This window comes from Mycolicibacterium smegmatis, assembly GCF_001457595.1.
Lineage (GTDB): Bacteria > Actinomycetota > Actinomycetes > Mycobacteriales > Mycobacteriaceae > Mycobacterium > Mycobacterium smegmatis.
This window is the reverse complement of sequence record NZ_LN831039.1, coordinates 6,688,309-6,704,711: the sequence shown is the minus strand read 5'-3', so window position 1 is coordinate 6,704,711 and position 16,403 is coordinate 6,688,309. Positions and strand designations below refer to the sequence as shown.

Here is a 16,403-nt window from a genome sequence, read left to right as displayed (position 1 = left end):
ATTCGCCTACAGCTCGGCAGGATAGCCTCAGCGCGATCGCTTGCGCCTGGGTGTCGGCTCGATCTCGTCCAGGTACTTCTCGAAGGCCGCCGTGACTTCCTTGTGCGCGGTCTTGACGCCGATGCCCTCCTCGAGACTGAGGAACTTCGGCAGGCCCGAGATGAGCAGCAGCAGTGCGGGTAGCGAGAAGTGCCCGCCGGGGCGCGCGTCCTTGCCGAACTTCGCGACCAGAGCGTCGAGCTGGATCTTGCGGCCACGTTCGGTGACCTCGGCGATCTCGGCGCGGATCGATTTGCGGTGGTTGCCCAGCGCCATGAACTCGGTCATGAGCGCACCCGTCGCCTCGCTGCGGCTGTATTCCCACAGGGCCCGCAGCGGATCGTCGATCCGCGCCGCGAGCGCCTTCTGCAACTGCGCGAGGTTGCGCTCGGAGTACCGCCGGATCGCGGCCAGGAAGATGTCGTCGAGCGTGGGGAAGTAGTACTGCACGAGGCTCGGGGTGACACCGGCGGCCGAGGCCAGCGCGCGGTAGGACACGCTCGCGTACCCCTCGCCGAGCATCATCTGCTCGACATGATCGAGCAAGGTGTCCCTGGTCTTCGACGTCTCGGCGCCGACGCGCCGCGCACTTGCTGCCATATCTCCTCGCTCGCTCGGATTGCCTCATTCTGACATCCGGGTGACACCCGCGCGGTGTCGCTCATGTCCGCGACGGGCGGGCACCCTGGCCGTAGACGATGTCTGCACGCGCGGCGTCCCAGGTGTTGCGGAACACCACGTCATCGAGGGGGCGACGCCGCACCGGGCCGTGCCGGCCCCGCGGCCGGCCGATCACGACGTGCCCGGCCAGAAACCACTCGGCGGGAACCCCCACCGCGTCACGCAGGATCTGCTCGCCCTGGTAGGCCGCCCAGCTGGTGAAGCACGCGCCCAGGCCCTGTGCGCGGGCGGCCAGGTAGAAGTTCTGCATCGCGGGGTAGATGGACCCGGCCTGCAGGTAGTCGGAGGCGAACTCGTTCTTGTAGGCGACGAACAGCACCGACGTGAGTTCTCCTGCCCGGTCGTGCAATTCGTAGGTGGCACGGTTGTTGCGTGCCGCGCGGCTGTGATCGTCGTCGGCGGGGCGACTCATGCCGTAGATCGACTCGATGGTCGCGAGAGCGGACCGCGCGGCCTCGGCGACCGCGGCGCGCTGCTCGGGCGCGTCGAGCACAACGAACCGCCACAGTTGCGCGTTCGCGCCGTTGGGTGCCCACGCCGCGGCCTGCAGGCAGCGGTGCAGCGTCGCGTCGTCGACGGGTTCGTCGGTGAACCGGCGGATCGATCGGGCCGTGGACAGCACTTCCCAGACGTCGTTTGTCGGCTGTGGCATTCCATCGGTGTACTCGACGGGGACCGAGATGTCGAGTGTCCGAGCAGATTCTGTCGACGGAATTGGGACTTGTGTGCGCGGCCGGGTGCTGTACAGTCGTATTGCATTCGGGGGTTACCGACAACGGCCACGGAAAGGACATGCGGTGGCGGTCAGCAGATTTTCGTTGGAGGGACGCGTCGCGGTGATCACCGGCGGCGGAACAGGTATCGGCCGCGCATCCGCGCTCGTGCTGGCAGAACACGGCGCGGACATCGTCCTGGCCGGCCGCCGCCTCGAACCGCTCAAGAACACCGCGACCGAGATCGAGGCTCTGGGCCGGCGCGCACTGGCGGTCCCGACCGATGTCACCGATCCCGAGGCGTGCCGGTCCCTTGTCGACGCCACCGTCGACGAGTTCGGCCGGCTCGACATCCTGCTGAACAACGCCGGCGGCGGCGAGACCAAGTCGCTCATGAAATGGACCGACGACGAGTGGCGCCAGGTGCTCGACCTCAACCTGTCCAGCGCGTGGTACCTGTCGCGTGCCGCAGTCAAACCCATGCTCTCCCAAGGCAAAGGGTCGATCGTCAACATCTCCTCAGGAGCGAGCCTGCTGGCGATGCCGCAGGCCGCGATCTACGGCGCGGCCAAGGCCGGCCTGAACAACCTCACGGGATCGATGGCCGCGGCCTGGACCCGTAAAGGCGTGCGGGTCAACTGCATCGCGTGCGGGGCCATCCGCACCCCGGGCCTTGAGGCCGACGCCGCGCGGCAGGGCTTCGACATCGACATGATCGGTCAGACCAACGGCTCCGGGCGCATCGCAGAACCCGACGAGATCGGCTACGGCGTACTGTTCTTCGCCTCGGACGCGTCGAGCTACTGCTCGGGTCAGACGCTCTACATGCACGGCGGCCCCGGCCCGGCGGGAGTGTGACGCGCGATGAGCGTGAGCCACGTCGGGCTGCGGGTCCGCGACATCGAGACGTCCAAGAAGTTCTACGAGGCCATCGGATTCACCGAGGCGAAGCGATTGACCCTGCCGGACAAGATCGCCGGAGGTCTGCTGGGACTCGATCCGCCGATCGGTTTCGAGGCGGCCTATCTGGAGAAGGACGGCTTCGTGTTGCAACTGCTCACGTTCGGCGGATATCCGGCGCCGGAGGAACCTGAACGCAGCATGGTCAATTCGGGTCTGACACACCTGTCGCTCGCGGTCGACGACGTCTCCGCGGTGCGGGACGCCGTCCGGGACGCCGGTGGGGTGATCGTCTCCGACGGCGGATACGCCTGCCTGGTACGCGATCCCGAAGGGCAACTCATCGAGCTGATCCACACCAGCGTGCGTCCCGTCGCACCGACCTGATCCCACCGCGCCACTTTGAGAAAGGACCACCTGTGAGCAGTGACGACGAGATCAAGCAACTTCGCGAACGCCTTCAGTACGTCGAGGACCGCATGGCGATCCTCGACTGCGTCATGAACCAGGCCCGCGGACACGACCGCCACGACGTCGAACTCATGACCAGTGTGTACTTCGAGGACGGCGTCGACGAGCACGGTCCGGTGATCAAGACCGGTCCCGAGTACGGCGAGTACATGAACGGTCAGCACGAGGCCGTCTTCGAGGACCACCTGCACAACATCACGACCCACACGTGCGAGATCAACGGCGACGAGGCGCACGCCGAGAGCTATGTGATGGGCGCGATGCGTGTCAAGGGCGGCAAGATCGTCTCGCTGATGGGCGGCCGCTACCTCGACCGCCTCGAGCGGCGCAACGGTGTCTGGAAGATCGCGCTGCGACGCTGCACCATCGAGTGGATGATCAGCGGCGACTCGTCGGTGCTGGGAAGCGGTGCGGTACAAGGCTTCATCAAGGGCACGTGGGACCGCACCGATCCGTCGTACGCGCGTCCGCTGCACCTCGACACCGAACCGGTCAACCGCTGGTAGCGCGTGGAACTCCAAGACCGCGTCGCGCTCGTCACCGGCGGCGGGTCCGGCATCGGACGGGCCGCCGCGCAACGACTCGCCGCCCATGGCATGCGGGTGTGCGTCGTCGACATCGACGGTGATGCCGCGCGCGAGGTGGCCGAACCGCTCGGTGGCCTGGCGCTGACGTGCGACGTGTCGGACCCGGACCAGGTGAACGTGACCTTCGACCGCTGTGCCACCGAACTCGGCGGCGTGGATGTGGCATTTCTCAACGCGGGCATCACAATTGCCTGGTCCGGCGACATCGGGGCGCTCGATCTGACCGATTATCGCAGGTCGGTCGGTGTCAACCTCGACGGTGTGGTGTACGGCGTCGTCGCGGCGGTGCGCACCATGCGTTCGCGGCCAGGCGCCGACCGGGCCATCCTCGCCACGGCGTCGCTGGCCGGCATACTGCCGTGGCATCCCGATCCGGTGTACTCACTCGGCAAGCACGGCGTTGTCGGCCTGATGCGTTCGGTCGCACCGAATCTCGCCGCCGAGGGCATCGCGGTGCACACCATCTGTCCAGGCATCACCGAGACCGGTGTGCTCGGCGACCGCAGGCCGCTGGTCGAGCGCATCGGCGTGCCCGTGATGGAACCCGAGGCGATCGCCGACGCGGTCATGGCCGCCGTGGCGGCGCCCTTGGCCGACACCGGGGCCTGCTGGGTGGTGCAACACGGCAAGGCGCCCACACCCATGCGGTTCGCCGACGTCGACTGCCCCGACGCCCGGCTCAACGTGCCCGTGCGCCGGTAGAGACGTCAGCCCACGATGGCGGGCATGCTGTCCCAGCCCCGCACGGTCGCCGTGGGCGCGCGCACAGCGTTGCCCATGTCCACGGTCCAGTCGGGCCAGCGCTTGAGGATCTCTTCGAGCGCGACGCGGCCCTCGACGCGGGCCAGTGAGGCGCCCAGGCAGAAGTGGGCGCCACGGCCGAACGACAGGTGATTGGGGCTGCGGCGGATGTCGAACCGGTCGGGGTCATCGAACCGGCGCTCGTCGCGGTTGGCCGCACCGGTCATGAGCAGCAACGCACTTCCCGCCGGGATGGTCTGCCCGTGGTAGTCGACGTCGGCCGACACGTAGCGCGCGATGTTGTGCACGGGAGGTTCGTAGCGCAGAACCTCTTCCACCGCACCGGGTATCAGCGACGGATCGGCCACCAGTGCGCGGCGCTGATCGGGATGCTCGCCGAGCAGCTTGCCCAGCCAGCCGAACAGCCGTCCCACCGTTTCAGTGCCTGCGTTGGCGATGACGCCGAGGAACACGAGCAGTTCCTCGGATGACAGTTTGCGCGTGGTGCCCGAGACGTCCTCGAACTCCACGTTGAGCAGTTCGGTGACCAGATCGTCAGACGGGTTCTGCGCACGCCATTCGACGTAGTCGCGAAACATGTTGCCGTTGAAGTAGTTGTCCTTGCTCACCGGCAGCGGCTCGCCGGGTCTGTTGCGCAGACGTTGCCCGGCGACCTTGCGGACGCTGCGCTGCAACTCCTCCGGGATGCCGATGAGCATGCCGATCACGCGCATGGGCATCTCTGCGCCGAGGTCGAGCGTGAAGTCGAAGCGGTCACCGGTGGTCAACGGGTCGAGGCAGGCCGCGCAGAACGTGCGGATCCGATCTTCGATGGCCCGCATCTTGCGTGGTGTGAATGCGCGTGACACCAGCAGCCGGTGCACGGTGTGCAGCGGCGGATCCTCGTTGATGAACACGCCCAGAGGCATTTTGGGCTCGGCCTTGACCACTTCCAGGATGTCGCCCTTGGCGTTGCTCAAGTTGTCGACGTCGCGCAACGCGGCCTCGACGTCGGCGAACCGGCTCAGAGCCCAGAACCCGAACTTGTCGTTGAAGTACACCGGTGCCTCGTCGCGCAGTCGCCGGTAGGTGGGGTACGGGTCCACGTCGATGTCGACGTCGTACGGGTCGTAGGACAGCTCGTCCAGAACGCGCATGGCACTCCTCGTCAACCGGCGTATGCCGTACGATCGTACAGCACCCGACGGATGGAGTCTCGATGGATCTGGGTTTCGTCTCGCTGAACACACCGCGTGACCTCGCCCCCGACGTGCTCGCCCGCGAACTGGAATCCCGCGGCTTCGAATCGCTCTGGGTCGGTGAGCATCCCCAGATACCGGTCGCCGCGGCCGGCCAGTTCCACCCCGGGTTGCTCAGAGCGCAGAGACAGATCCGGGATCCGCTGCTGTCGCTGATGATGGCCGCGCAGGCCACCACGACATTGCGGCTGGCGACCGCGGTGGCGTTGCCGCTGGAACACGAATTGTTCACGCTGGCAAAGCAGGTGGCCACGTTGGACCGCATGAGCGGAGGGCGCCTGTTGTTCGGGGTGGGTGTGGGGGCCCGCGCCGAACTCGAGGTGGCGACCAGCATCCCGTGGCAGGCGAGATACCGTGCGCTCGGTGACATGGTCGGTGCGCTCGATGTGCTGTGGCGGGACGACGAATCAGAACATCACGGCGAGTTCTTCGACTTCGACCCCGTGTGGTCGCACCCCAAACCGCACCAGCGGCCACGGCCCCCGGTGCTCGCCGCGGCGACCGGCCCGAACGCCATCCGTGAATGCCTGGCGTGGGCCGACGGGTGGTTGCCCGGCGACGCCGCATTGCGCGACGTCGAGCGGGCCCTGACCCGGTTCAGGCGCACCGCAGAGGATGCGGGTCGCGATCCGGCGACGCTCGACCTGACGATCATGGCGTGGGGAGATCCCGGCGTCGACGTTCTCGCGCGATATCGCGACCTGGGGTTCAACCGCACCGTCATCGGTGGTGGGCGCCGCGGGGGCAGCGACCACACGGCGACGCTCGAGTTCATCGACCACTACGCAGAAATGCTCGGCAAGCTGAGCTGAGCTGCGCGTCCTGTGTCGAGCGGAGCCTGTCGGCGGCTTCTTGTAGCCTGGGGCGCATGCTGGTCGACAGCAATGCACCTTCGGTAGTGGCGCCGTGCCGGCACTGTGAGGCCGACACGGTGTGGTTGAAGACACTCTACGGCGGCTGGTACCTGTTCGACGCGTCAATGAAGTTGACGCAGGACACTTTTGAGGGAAACCGCTTCGCCGTGGACCGTCGTACGCGGCTGGTGATCGACCTGGACTGCGTGCACCAGGCCCGCTGGCCGGTACGCTGCCTGACGTTGCACAAGTTCCGGTGCCCGCAGAGCTTCGACGAGACCAAGTTCTACCGGCACCGGCCACGCCAGGCCAATGACATCGACCTGACCGACTTGTGGCGCCGCCTCGATGCTGCGGAGCGTTCACAGGACGACGACCAGCATTGGCGCGCATTGGGCTGACACGCCCGGTGCGGTCGCACATCCCGGATTCGTCCGGGGCGCTCGCGGGGTACACCGTGGCAGTACGGTCGTCCCCGAACATGAAGGACCGCAGTTTGTTTCGCACGCACAGTATGACGTCCGGCCCGGACGGTCGAGCCATGGCCAGGCGCAACGTGCTCAAGCTTCCGCTGGCCGTCACCGGCATCACCGGGCTCGGCGCATGGACCTCGATGCCGCGCGCCGAGGCGAAGGCCCCCCGCTGGTCGGTGGAGCGGGCCAACCGCTGGTACGACGCGCAAGGGTGGCTGGTAGGCGCCAATTTCATCCCGTCCAACGCGATCAACCAGCTCGAGATGTTCCAGCCGGACACCTACGACCCGCAGCAGATCGACCGGGAACTGCGGATGGCCCGGTTGATCGGCTTCAACACGGTACGGGTGTTCCTGCACGACCTGCTGTGGCATCAGGACCGCACCGGGTTCCTGGAACGGCTCGCGCAGTTCATTGCCCTGGCGTCGAGCCACGGCATCAAACCCCTGCTCGTCCTGTTCGATTCGTGTTGGGATCCGTTGCCCAAGTTGGGTCGCCAGCACGCGCCGCGCCCAGGTGTGCACAACTCGGGCTGGGTGCAGAGCCCGGGGGCCGTGTACCTCGACCGGCGCAGGCACCGCCATCTGCGGGAGTACGTGACCGGCGTGATCACCCGTTTCCGCACCGACCGGCGGATCCTGGGCTGGGATCTGTGGAACGAACCCGACAACCCGGCCGCGGTGTATCGCAAGGTCGAACGCCGCGACAAGCTGGAGTTCGTCGCCGACCTGCTGCCGCAGGTGTTCCGCTGGGCCCGCTCGGTCGACCCGATCCAGCCGCTGACCAGCGGCGTGTGGGAGGGCGAATGGGCCGATCCCGCCAAGCGCACCGAGATCTGCAAGATCCAGCTGGACAACTCCGACATCATCACGTTCCACAGCTACGACGACCCGGCCGGCTTCGAGAACCGCATCGGCGAGCTCGCCCCGATGCGCCGGCCGATGCTGTGTACCGAGTACCTGGCGCGCTCACAGGGCAGCACCATCGAGGGCGTCCTTCCCGTTACCAAGCGGCGCAACGTGGGCGCCTACTGCTGGGGTTTCGTGGCCGGAAAAACCCAGACCTACCTGCCGTGGGATTCGTGGGATCACCCGTATCCGGCGCCGCCCAACCCGTGGTTCCACGACCTGTTCCACACCGACGGCAGGGCCTATCGCGACGGTGAGATCCGCATCATCAAACGCCTCGCGGGCCGCAAGGACTCCCCCTAGGCAAGCCCTGGATATGGGCCCGGACATATGGTCGATCGGTGACCATCGCCTACGACGACGCCCTGCGGGAACGCATCCGCACCCACCTGGCGGGCCACGACCGTCGGGTGACGACCGACCCCACCAAGCGGCACGCCGCGGTCGCGGTGGTGCTGGTGGACTCCGAGCTCGGCGAGGACCGGGTCGACCCGGCGCCGGTCGAGGACTGGATCGGCGGCAGGCCCGTCCTGGAGGCCGGGCTGGACGGACGCATGGTCGACGTGTCCGGCGGCGCGGCGTTCCTGATGTGCCGGCGCGCAGCGCGGCTCACATCGCACTCCGCGCAGTGGGCACTGCCCGGCGGGCGGGTGGATCCCGGCGAGACCGTCGAAGAGGCCGCCCTGCGCGAACTCGACGAGGAACTCGGCGTCCGGCTGCCCGAATCGACCGTGCTGGGCCTGCTCGACGACTACCCGACCCGATCGGGATACGTCATCACCCCGGTCGTGATCTGGGGCGGCGGGCGTCTCGACGTGTCCCCGTCGCCCGACGAGGTGGTGGCCGCCTACCGGGTTGGGCTGCATCAGTTGCAACGCGAGGATTCACCGCGGTTCGTCGCGATCCCCGAGAGCCCACGCCCGGTGGTGCAGATTCCGCTGGGCAACGACCTGATCCACGCGCCGACCGGGGCCGTGCTGCTGCAGGTCCGCCGACTGTGCCTGGAGGGCAGGCCCGATCCGGTGTACGACCTCGAACAACCCGTGTTCGCCTGGAAATGACCCGGATCAGTCCAGCCGGCCCGCGTCGACCATCCGCAACACGGCGGTGCCCTCCTCGTCTGAGGCCGCGAGGTCCACTTCGACGCTGAAACCCCAGTCGTGGTCGCCTGCCGGATCGTCGAGGATCTGGCGCACGTGCCACACATCGGGCCTGCGGTCGATCATCAGCAGCGCAGGGCCGCGCGCGTCCGCTCCGGTGCCGACGTCGTCGTGCTCGGCGAAGTACGCGTCGCCCACCTCGCGCCAGCGTTCGGCGTTCCAGTCGTCGTCGAGCCCGCCGAGCTCGTCCCAGCGTTCCCGCGCGAACAACTCGACCCGGCGGAACAGCGCGTTGCGCACCATCGCGGTGAACGCGCGCTCGTTGCCGGTCAGCGGGCGTGGACGCGCAGGCACCGTGACGGGCGCGTCGAGCGGCTGATCCGGGCTGGTGAGCTGCTCCCACTCGTCGAGCAGGCTCGAATCGACCTGGCGCACCAGTTCGCCGAGCCACTCGACGATGTCGGTGAGTTCCTCGGTGCGTGCCGCCGCGGGCACCCCGGACCGCAACGCCTTGAACGCGTCGGACAGGTACCGCAGCACGGCGCCCTCGGAGCGGGTCAGGCCATAGGCGCTGATGTACTCGCGGAACGTCATGCCCCGTTCCCACATCTCGCGGACCACCGACTTCGGTGACAGCCGCGCGTCCGCGGCCCACGGATTGGTCTGCAGATACACCTCGTAGGTGTGCTCCAGCAGTTCTTCCAGCGGCTTGGGGTAGGTGATGTCGTCGAGCAGTTCGATGCGCTCGTCGTACTCGATGCCGTCGGCCTTCATCTGCGCGACGGCCTCGCCCCTGGCCTTGTTGAGCTGAGCCGCCAGGATCTGCCGCGGATCCTCCAGCGTCGCCTCGATCACCGACACCACGTCCAGTGCGTAGGTGTCCGAGTCGGTGTCGAGGACGTCGACGGCGGCGAGCGCGAACGTCGACAACGGTTGGTTGAGCGCGAAATCCGGTGGCAGATCGACGGTCAGCCGGTACCGCCTGCCGTCGGCGTCCGGTGTGTCGAGGCGCTCGAGCACCCCGGCCTGCAACAGCGACCGCGCGATGCCGACCGCCTCGCGGATGAGCTGCAACTGGCGCTTGCGGGGTTCGTGGTTGTCGGTGAGCAGCCTGCGCATCGCCACGAACGGATCGCCGGGGCGGTCCACGACGTCGAGGATCATCGACGTCGTCACCCGCATGTTGCTGCTCAACGGCTCCGGCGGTGCCTCCACAAGACGCGTCATGGTCGTTTCGCTCCACGGCACCATGCCCGCAGGGGCCTTGCGGCGCACCAGCTTCCGACGTTTCTTCGGGTCGTCGGCGACCTTCGCGAACTGCTTGAGGTTCTCCACCTCGTGTTCGGGGGCCTGCACCACCACGGTGCCCGCGGTGTCGAACCCGGCGCGCCCGGCCCGCCCGGCGATCTGGTGGAACTCGCGCGCGTTGAGCAGGCGCGTGCGGGTGCCGTCGTACTTCGACAGCGCCGAGAACACCACGGTGCGGATCGGGACGTTGATGCCGACGCCCAGAGTGTCTGTGCCGCAGATGATCTTGAGCAGGCCGGCCTGTGCCAGCTGCTCGACCAGCCTGCGGTACTTGGGCAGCATGCCCGCGTGGTGCACGCCGATGCCGTGGCGCACCAGGCGCGACAGCGTCGAACCGAACGACGTCGAGAAGCGGAACGCGCCGATCATGTCCCGCAGCGCGGCCTTCTCGTCCTTGGTCGCGACGTTGATGCTCATGAGCGCCTGTGCGCGTTCCAGCGCCGCGGCCTGCGTGAAGTGCACGACGTAGATCGGGGCCTGTCTGGTGTCGAGCAGGTCGGTGATGGTCTCGTGCATGGGTGTGGTCGCGTAGCTGTAGAACAGCGGCACGGGCCGGGCCGCGTTGGCCACCAGTGCGGTGGTGCGCCCGGTGCGGCGCGTGAGGTCTGCGCGCAGGAACGTGACGTCGCCGAGCGTGGCCGACATCAGCAGGAACTGCGCACTCGGCAGCTCCAGCAGCGGCACCTGCCACGCCCAGCCGCGGTCGGGGTCACCGTAGAAGTGGAACTCGTCCATGACGACCATGCACGGCTGCGTGCCCAGCGGTCCGTCGCCGCCCTCGCGCAGCGCGATGTTGGCCAGCACCTCGGCGGTGCACACGATGATCGGCGCATCGGAGTTCACGGCCGCGTCCCCGGTGAGCATGCCGACGTTGACCGCGCCGAACACGTCGCACAACGCGAAGAACTTCTCGCTGACCAGGGCCTTGATGGGTGCGGTGTAGTAGCTGCGCCTGCCCGCCGCGAGCGCGGCGTACAACGCGCCGGTCGCCACGAGGGACTTCCCGGACCCGGTCGGCGTCGCGAGGATCACGTTCGCGCCGCTGACCAGTTCGATCAGCGCCTCCTCCTGCGCCGGGTACAGCGTGGTGCCGTTGGCCTCGGCCCACGCGGCGAACGACGCGAACAACTCGTCGGGATCGGCCCCGATCGCGCGCACACCGGACAGATCGGCCGGATCGGCGAGCAGCTGGGAGGAGTCGGTCATGGTGGTCACCAGCGTGCCAGACGCCCCGGGCCAAGGTTTGGGCCAGCTCCGGTGGGGTAGCCCACCTCACAACCAACGAGGGGAGCAGGCAGTGAAAGCGGTCACCTGGCACGGCAGGCGCGACGTCCGAGTGGACAACGTGCCCGACCCGAAGATCGAGCAGCCCACCGACGCCATCATCGAGGTGACCTCGACCAACATCTGCGGCTCCGATCTGCACCTGTACGAGGTGCTGGGCGCATTCATGAACGAGGGTGACATCCTGGGCCACGAGCCGATGGGCATCGTGCGCGAGGTCGGATCGGCCGTGGACGGCCTGTCGGTCGGCGACCGCGTCGTCATACCGTTCCAGATCTCGTGCGGGCACTGTTTCATGTGCGACCAGAAGCTCTACACGCAGTGCGAGACGACCCAGGTGCGCGAGCAGGGCATGGGCGCGGCGTTGTTCGGCTACTCCGAGTTGTACGGCAGCGTGCCCGGCGGGCAGGCGCAGTATCTGCGCGTGCCGCAGGCCCAGTTCACCCACATCAAGGTGCCCGACGGGCCACCCGACTCGCGATACGTGTACCTGTCCGACGTGCTGCCCACCGCATGGCAGTCGGTTGCCTACGCCGAGATCCCCAAAGGCGGCACGGTGACCGTGCTGGGCCTCGGGCCGATCGGCGACATGGCCGCGCGCATCGCGCACCACCTCGGCTATGAGGTGTTCGCGGTGGACCGCATCCCCGAGCGACTGCGCCGCGCCGCCGACCGCGGCATCCAGGCCATCGATCTGGGTGCGATCGACGAACCGCTCGGCGACGTCATCCGGTCGATGACCCACGGCCGGGGCACCGACGCGGTGATCGACGCGGTCGGCATGGAGGCACACGGCTCACCCGTCGCGAAGATCATGCAGACCGCGGCGGCCGCGCTGCCCGACGCGGTGGCCAAACCGATGATGGAGAACGCCGGCGTCGACCGGCTCGACGCGCTGTACTCGGCGATCGACACCGTGCGCCGCGGCGGCACGATCTCGCTGATCGGCGTGTACGGGGGCACCGCCGACCCGATCCCGATGCTCACGTTGTTCGACAAGCAGATCCAACTGCGCATGGGTCAGGCCAACGTCAAGCGGTGGGTTGACGACATCATGCCGTTGCTCGGCGACGACGACCCGTTGGGCGTCGACGACTTCGCCACGCACATACTGCCCATCGACGAGGCGCCGCACGCCTACGAGATCTTCCAGAAGAAACAGGACGGCGCCGTCAAGATCATCCTGAAGCCATGAGCGTGCATGTGAAACCCGGAACCGTCGTGCTGTTCAGCGACGTGGTGTGCGGCTGGGCGACCGTGGCGCTGCACCGGTTCTATCAGGCCCGTGAGCGCGCGGGTCTGTCCGACGCGCTGCACGTCGACCATCAGCTGTACCTGCTGGAGGACGTCAACCGCTTCCCGATCCCGAAACGGTTCCTGGACAGCGAGATTCCCGTGGTCGGTGCGCTGGCGCCGGACTTCGGGTGGGCGCCGTGGCAGGGTGAGGCGTCGGAATGGCCGATCACCTCGCTGCTCGCCAATGAGGCCGTGCACGCTGCCAAACGCCAATCTCCCAAGGCCGCAGAACAACTCGACATGGCGATCCGTCATGCGTTCTTCACCGACAGCAGACCCATATCGCTGCTGCACGAGATCGTCGACATCGCGGGAGGATGCGCCGACGTCGATGCCGAGGCGCTGCGCCGCGACCTCGACGAGGGCACCGCGCGCGCCGAGATGATGCGCACCTACCGCGCGCACGCCGACGACGTGCAGGGCAGCCCGCACTTCTTCCTCGCCGACGGATCCGACGTCCACAACCCGGGGATCGAATTGCACTGGGAGGGCGAACCCGGATCCGGCTTCCCGGTGGTCGACACCGACGACCCCTCGGCAATCGACGAGCTGGTTCGGCGCGCCGCGAACTAAGCTGACGGCATTTCCGAAAGGGAGTGCATGTTCATCGTCGTGCTGATCGTCGTGCTCGCGTCGATGCACTTCTATGTGTGGACGCGGCTGGCGAAGAACACCACGACGCCGGGCCGGTCACGACGCGTGGCCACCGTGCTGTTCCTGATCCCGACGGCGCTGTTGTTCGCGGGGCTGATCGTCCCGCGGGTGTTCGACATCCGCGAGGCGGCGTGGCTGTCCTGGCCCGGGTTCGTGTGGTTGGCGCTGGTGTTCTACCTCGTGCTGACGCTGCTGGTGCTCGAGCCCGTGCGGTTGGTGCTGCGGCGGTGGGTCAAACGTGGCGGCGCGCAGGAAGCAGCGCCTGAATCGACGGCGGTCAACCGGCGGATGTTCCTCGCGCGCGGCGGTGCGGTGGCCGCGGGTGTGGCGTCGGTGGCGCTCGTCGGCACCGGCGCGTCGATCGCGCTGGGACCGCCCAAAATGCTGCAGGTTCCCGTCCGGCTGGGACGAATCGACCCGGCGTTCAACGGCTTCCGCATCGCGGTGGTGTCCGACATCCACCTGGGGCCCATGCTGGGCCGATCGCACACCGAGCGGATCGTGCGGATGATCAACGAAACCGAGCCCGATCTCGTCGCGATCGTCGGCGACCTCGTCGACGGCACGGTCAGCGAACTGGGCGCCGCGGTGGAACCGTTGCAGGACCTGGCGGCCCGCGAAGGCAGCTTCTTCGTCACCGGCAACCACGAGTACTTCACCGACGAGACCGGCGAGTGGCTGCGTGAACTCGAGCGGCTCGGCGTCGCGCCGCTGCGCAACGAGAACACCCCGATCCGGCGCGGCCGTGCGTCGTTCGCGCTCGCCGGCGTCAACGACGTGGCCGGGGAACGGAGTTCGGACCCACCGGACCTCGACCGGGCCCTGGCCGGCGTCGCCCCGTCGCAGGCGACGGTCCTGCTCGCGCATCAGCCGGTCCAGGTCACCGAGGCCGCCGAACGGGGCGTCGACCTGCAGCTCTCGGGCCATACGCACGGCGGCCAGCTGTGGCCGTTCCACTACGTCGTGTCGGCTGTGCAGCCGTCGCTCGCCGGGCTGTCGACCGTCGGCGACACCCAGCTGTACGTGACCAGGGGTGCGGGTTTCTGGGGCCCGCCGGTGCGCATCGGGGCGCCACCCGACATCAGCGTGCTCACACTGCGCGCCGACCAGTGATCACCGGACCACGAATTCTCAAGGGTCCGCGCCACGCATCACCCGCGTCACGCTGAAGTGCGACCCCATCCCTCGGCGGAACGAGAGGCGTGATTCCGATGGCGAGAATCCTGCTGCAGACCACGATCACCGAGAACCTCGACGACTGGGACGTCACGCGGTTCTCCCTTTTGGCCGACGAACTGCGCTCGGCGGGCCACGACGTCACGGCACGCAACCGGGCCCACGCGCACGACGATCCCGTGCTGAGCCGGCTCGACGAACTCGACTTCGAGCAGCTGTGGCTCATGGCCGTCGACGTCGGCACGGGCCTGACTGCGGCCGAGTGCGCGGCGATCCTGCGCTTCCGTGAGAACGGCGGCGGTGTCCTGACCGCCCGCGATCACCAGGACCTCGGCAGCTGCCTGCTGGGCCTGGGCTCGCTGGGTGCGGTCAACCAGTTCCACGGGTCCCTCGATGCCGGCGTCGACCCCGCCACGATGTGTGACGACCAGGACAATCCGGACATCTCGTGGCCCAACTACCACTCGGGTGCCAACGGCGACTACCAGCCCGTCCTGGTGAACGATCACGTGCACGAACTACTGCGCACCGACCGCACCGCGAGCGGGCGCATCGAGTGGTTCCCGGCGCACCCGCACGAGGGCGCGGTGTCGGCCGACACGCCGTTCGCCGAGGTGCTGGCGCAGGGCCGCAGCACCTCGACCGGCAGGCACTTCAACCTCGCGGTCCTGCTCGACGGCGAGACGACCGACGACGGAACACCCATGGGCCGTGCGGTGGCCGAATCGACGTTCCACCACTTCGCCGACTACAACTGGGACGTCGACCACGGTGCTCCCTCATTCGTCACCGAACTGCCGGGCAGCGGGATGAAGGCCGATCCGCAACACCTCGAGGTGTTCAAGGACTACGTGCGCAACCTCGCGTCCTGGCTGCAGTCCGCACCCGTCGCAATGCCGGAGCGCCTCGCGAGGGCATGAGATGGGCGGGCCCTGGGTACATACCGCGGGTGACGGCACCACGATTACAGCTCGACCAGCGCGACGTCGCCGAAGCCCAGCAGATCGTGGGTGCGGTGACGTCGGCGTTCTCGGCCAAGGTGGTCGGCCAGGACCATCTGCGTGAGTCGATGCTCGTGGCGCTGCTCAGCGGCGGACACCTGCTGCTGGAGAGTGTCCCCGGCCTGGCGAAGACCACCGCGGCACGTGTGATCGCCGAGTCGATCGACGGCAGCTTCCACCGCATCCAGTGCACACCGGACCTGCTGCCCAGCGACATCATCGGCACCCAGGTGTACGAGGCCGCGACGCATTCGTTCACCACCCAACTGGGTCCCGTGCACGCCAACATCGTGCTGCTCGACGAGATCAACCGGTCGAGCGCGAAAACCCAGAGCGCCATGCTCGAAGCGATGGAGGAACGCCAGACCACCATCGCGGGCGTCGAATACCCCATCCCGGAACCGTTCCTGGTCATCGCGACGCAGAACCCTGTGGACCAGGAGGGCACGTACCCGCTGTCGGAAGCACAGACCGACCGGTTCATGCTCAAGGAGATCGTGCGGTACCCGTCGGTGGCCGACGAGGTCGAGATGATCGCCCGCATGGACGCCGGTCTGTACGAACGCGGCAGGCACGGTACGCCCGTCGTCGGCATCGACGACGTCCGCCGCGTGCAGCGCATCGCCGAGTCCGTGCATCTGGACCGCGCGCTGGTCGAGTACGCCGGCAGGCTCGTCGGCGTGACCCGCGAACCCGACAGTTTTCTGCCCACCAACCTCGCGCGTCTCGTCGAGTACGGCGCGAGTCCACGCGCGACCATCGCGTTGTGCCGCACCGCGCGGGCTCTTGCGCTGCTGCGTGGCCGCGACCACGTGGTTCCCGACGACATCGCCAGGCTCGCCCACCGGGTGCTGCGGCACCGCCTGATCCTGGGCTTCGAGGCCGCCAGCGCCCGCATCACCCCCGACGTGGTGATCGACGCGGTGCTCGCCGCGGTCCGAGTGCCGTGAAAGGGCTG

The 16,403-nt window shown here is 67.9% G+C and carries 17 protein-coding genes; 13 read left to right on the top strand and 4 right to left on the bottom strand.

Annotated features, from left to right (window positions below; all coding sequences use genetic code 11):
* Positions 1-27 precede the first annotated feature (27 nt).
* Both AT701_RS32520 and AT701_RS32515 read right to left on the bottom strand, forming a co-directional pair.
* Entirely contained in the window at positions 28-639 is a 612-nt protein-coding gene (locus AT701_RS32520; protein ID WP_003898050.1) for a TetR/AcrR family transcriptional regulator, read from the bottom strand.
* A gap of 61 nt (positions 640-700) precedes the next feature.
* On the bottom strand, positions 701-1,372 hold the full coding sequence (locus AT701_RS32515) for a nitroreductase family protein (protein ID WP_036454057.1): 672 nt from the start codon (positions 1,370-1,372) through the stop codon (positions 701-703).
* A 145-nt stretch (positions 1,373-1,517) separates the two neighbouring features.
* Between AT701_RS32515 and AT701_RS32510 the strand changes: the two genes are divergently transcribed.
* Genes AT701_RS32510 through AT701_RS32495 form a run of 4 tightly spaced genes read left to right on the top strand, consistent with a single transcriptional unit; the run spans position 1,518 to position 4,093 of the window.
* Positions 1,518-2,291, top strand: a complete 774-nt coding sequence (locus AT701_RS32510; RefSeq protein WP_011731410.1) for an SDR family NAD(P)-dependent oxidoreductase — start codon at positions 1,518-1,520, stop codon at positions 2,289-2,291.
* A 6-nt stretch (positions 2,292-2,297) separates the two neighbouring features.
* Entirely contained in the window at positions 2,298-2,720 is a 423-nt protein-coding gene (locus tag AT701_RS32505) for a VOC family protein (protein ID WP_011731409.1), read from the top strand.
* Between the two features lie 32 nt (positions 2,721-2,752).
* A complete protein-coding gene (locus tag AT701_RS32500; RefSeq protein WP_003898046.1) occupies positions 2,753-3,310 on the top strand; it encodes a nuclear transport factor 2 family protein in 558 nt (185 codons plus the stop codon).
* 3 nt (positions 3,311-3,313) lie between these two features.
* Positions 3,314-4,093, top strand: coding sequence for an SDR family oxidoreductase (locus tag AT701_RS32495; protein WP_011731408.1), 780 nt, complete (start codon positions 3,314-3,316; stop codon positions 4,091-4,093).
* A 5-nt stretch (positions 4,094-4,098) separates the two neighbouring features.
* On the opposite strand, the gene AT701_RS32490 is transcribed toward AT701_RS32495, so the two are convergent.
* Positions 4,099-5,289 carry a cytochrome P450 gene (locus tag AT701_RS32490; RefSeq protein ID WP_058127352.1) on the bottom strand — a complete coding sequence of 397 codons (1,191 nt, stop codon included), beginning with the start codon at positions 5,287-5,289 and terminating at the stop codon, positions 4,099-4,101.
* A gap of 62 nt (positions 5,290-5,351) precedes the next feature.
* Here AT701_RS32490 and AT701_RS32485 point away from each other — a divergent pair, with 62 nt between their 5' ends.
* The 4 genes from AT701_RS32485 to AT701_RS32470 all read left to right on the top strand — a co-directional run bounded on the left by AT701_RS32485 (position 5,352) and on the right by AT701_RS32470 (position 8,687).
* Positions 5,352-6,203, top strand: a complete 852-nt coding sequence (locus tag AT701_RS32485) for a TIGR03619 family F420-dependent LLM class oxidoreductase (RefSeq protein WP_058127351.1) — start codon at positions 5,352-5,354, stop codon at positions 6,201-6,203.
* A 56-nt stretch (positions 6,204-6,259) separates the two neighbouring features.
* Positions 6,260-6,646 (top strand): hypothetical protein, encoded by a 387-nt coding sequence (locus AT701_RS32480; protein WP_014878706.1) that lies wholly within the window; start codon positions 6,260-6,262, stop codon positions 6,644-6,646.
* A 140-nt stretch (positions 6,647-6,786) separates the two neighbouring features.
* Positions 6,787-7,929 (top strand): glycoside hydrolase 5 family protein, encoded by a 1,143-nt coding sequence (locus AT701_RS32475; protein WP_058127350.1) that lies wholly within the window; start codon positions 6,787-6,789, stop codon positions 7,927-7,929.
* A 38-nt stretch (positions 7,930-7,967) separates the two neighbouring features.
* Positions 7,968-8,687, top strand: a complete 720-nt coding sequence (locus tag AT701_RS32470) for an NUDIX hydrolase (RefSeq protein ID WP_058127349.1) — start codon at positions 7,968-7,970, stop codon at positions 8,685-8,687.
* Positions 8,688-8,693: 6 nt separating this feature from the next.
* On the opposite strand, the gene AT701_RS32465 is transcribed toward AT701_RS32470, so the two are convergent.
* Positions 8,694-11,240 (bottom strand): DEAD/DEAH box helicase, encoded by a 2,547-nt coding sequence (locus AT701_RS32465; RefSeq protein WP_058127793.1) that lies wholly within the window; start codon positions 11,238-11,240, stop codon positions 8,694-8,696.
* Between the two features lie 91 nt (positions 11,241-11,331).
* Here AT701_RS32465 and AT701_RS32460 point away from each other — a divergent pair, with 91 nt between their 5' ends.
* The 5 genes from AT701_RS32460 to AT701_RS32440 all read left to right on the top strand — a co-directional run bounded on the left by AT701_RS32460 (position 11,332) and on the right by AT701_RS32440 (position 16,395).
* On the top strand, positions 11,332-12,513 hold the full coding sequence (locus tag AT701_RS32460) for a zinc-dependent alcohol dehydrogenase (protein ID WP_011731403.1): 1,182 nt from the start codon (positions 11,332-11,334) through the stop codon (positions 12,511-12,513).
* Complete coding sequence (locus AT701_RS32455) at positions 12,510-13,187, top strand: DsbA family oxidoreductase (RefSeq protein ID WP_174519630.1); 678 nt, start codon at positions 12,510-12,512, stop codon at positions 13,185-13,187. Before AT701_RS32460 ends, AT701_RS32455 begins: the two co-directional genes overlap by 4 nt.
* 27 nt (positions 13,188-13,214) lie before the next feature.
* A complete protein-coding gene (locus AT701_RS32450; RefSeq protein WP_003898036.1) occupies positions 13,215-14,381 on the top strand; it encodes a metallophosphoesterase in 1,167 nt (388 codons plus the stop codon).
* Positions 14,382-14,479: 98 nt separating this feature from the next.
* Positions 14,480-15,364, top strand: coding sequence for a hypothetical protein (locus tag AT701_RS32445; protein WP_058127348.1), 885 nt, complete (start codon positions 14,480-14,482; stop codon positions 15,362-15,364).
* Between the two features lie 29 nt (positions 15,365-15,393).
* Complete coding sequence (locus AT701_RS32440) at positions 15,394-16,395, top strand: AAA family ATPase (RefSeq protein ID WP_003898034.1); 1,002 nt, start codon at positions 15,394-15,396, stop codon at positions 16,393-16,395.
* The last annotated feature ends 8 nt before the right edge of the window (positions 16,396-16,403 follow it).

Coding starts and splice junctions, on each gene's coding strand:
- AT701_RS32520 (WP_003898050.1), bottom strand. CDS start 639: ATGGCAGCAAGTGCGCGGCGCGTCGGCGCCGAGACGTCGAAGACCAGG.
- AT701_RS32515 (WP_036454057.1), bottom strand. CDS start 1,372: ATGCCACAGCCGACAAACGACGTCTGGGAAGTGCTGTCCACGGCCCGA.
- AT701_RS32505 (WP_011731409.1), top strand. CDS start 2,298: ATGAGCGTGAGCCACGTCGGGCTGCGGGTCCGCGACATCGAGACGTCC.
- AT701_RS32490 (WP_058127352.1), bottom strand. CDS start 5,289: ATGCGCGTTCTGGACGAGCTGTCCTACGACCCGTACGACGTCGACATC.
- AT701_RS32485 (WP_058127351.1), top strand. CDS start 5,352: ATGGATCTGGGTTTCGTCTCGCTGAACACACCGCGTGACCTCGCCCCC.
- AT701_RS32480 (WP_014878706.1), top strand. CDS start 6,260: ATGCTGGTCGACAGCAATGCACCTTCGGTAGTGGCGCCGTGCCGGCAC.
- AT701_RS32475 (WP_058127350.1), top strand. CDS start 6,787: ATGGCCAGGCGCAACGTGCTCAAGCTTCCGCTGGCCGTCACCGGCATC.
- AT701_RS32465 (WP_058127793.1), bottom strand. CDS start 11,240: ATGACCGACTCCTCCCAGCTGCTCGCCGATCCGGCCGATCTGTCCGGT.
- AT701_RS32455 (WP_174519630.1), top strand. CDS start 12,510: ATGAGCGTGCATGTGAAACCCGGAACCGTCGTGCTGTTCAGCGACGTG.
- AT701_RS32450 (WP_003898036.1), top strand. CDS start 13,215: ATGTTCATCGTCGTGCTGATCGTCGTGCTCGCGTCGATGCACTTCTAT.
- AT701_RS32445 (WP_058127348.1), top strand. CDS start 14,480: ATGGCGAGAATCCTGCTGCAGACCACGATCACCGAGAACCTCGACGAC.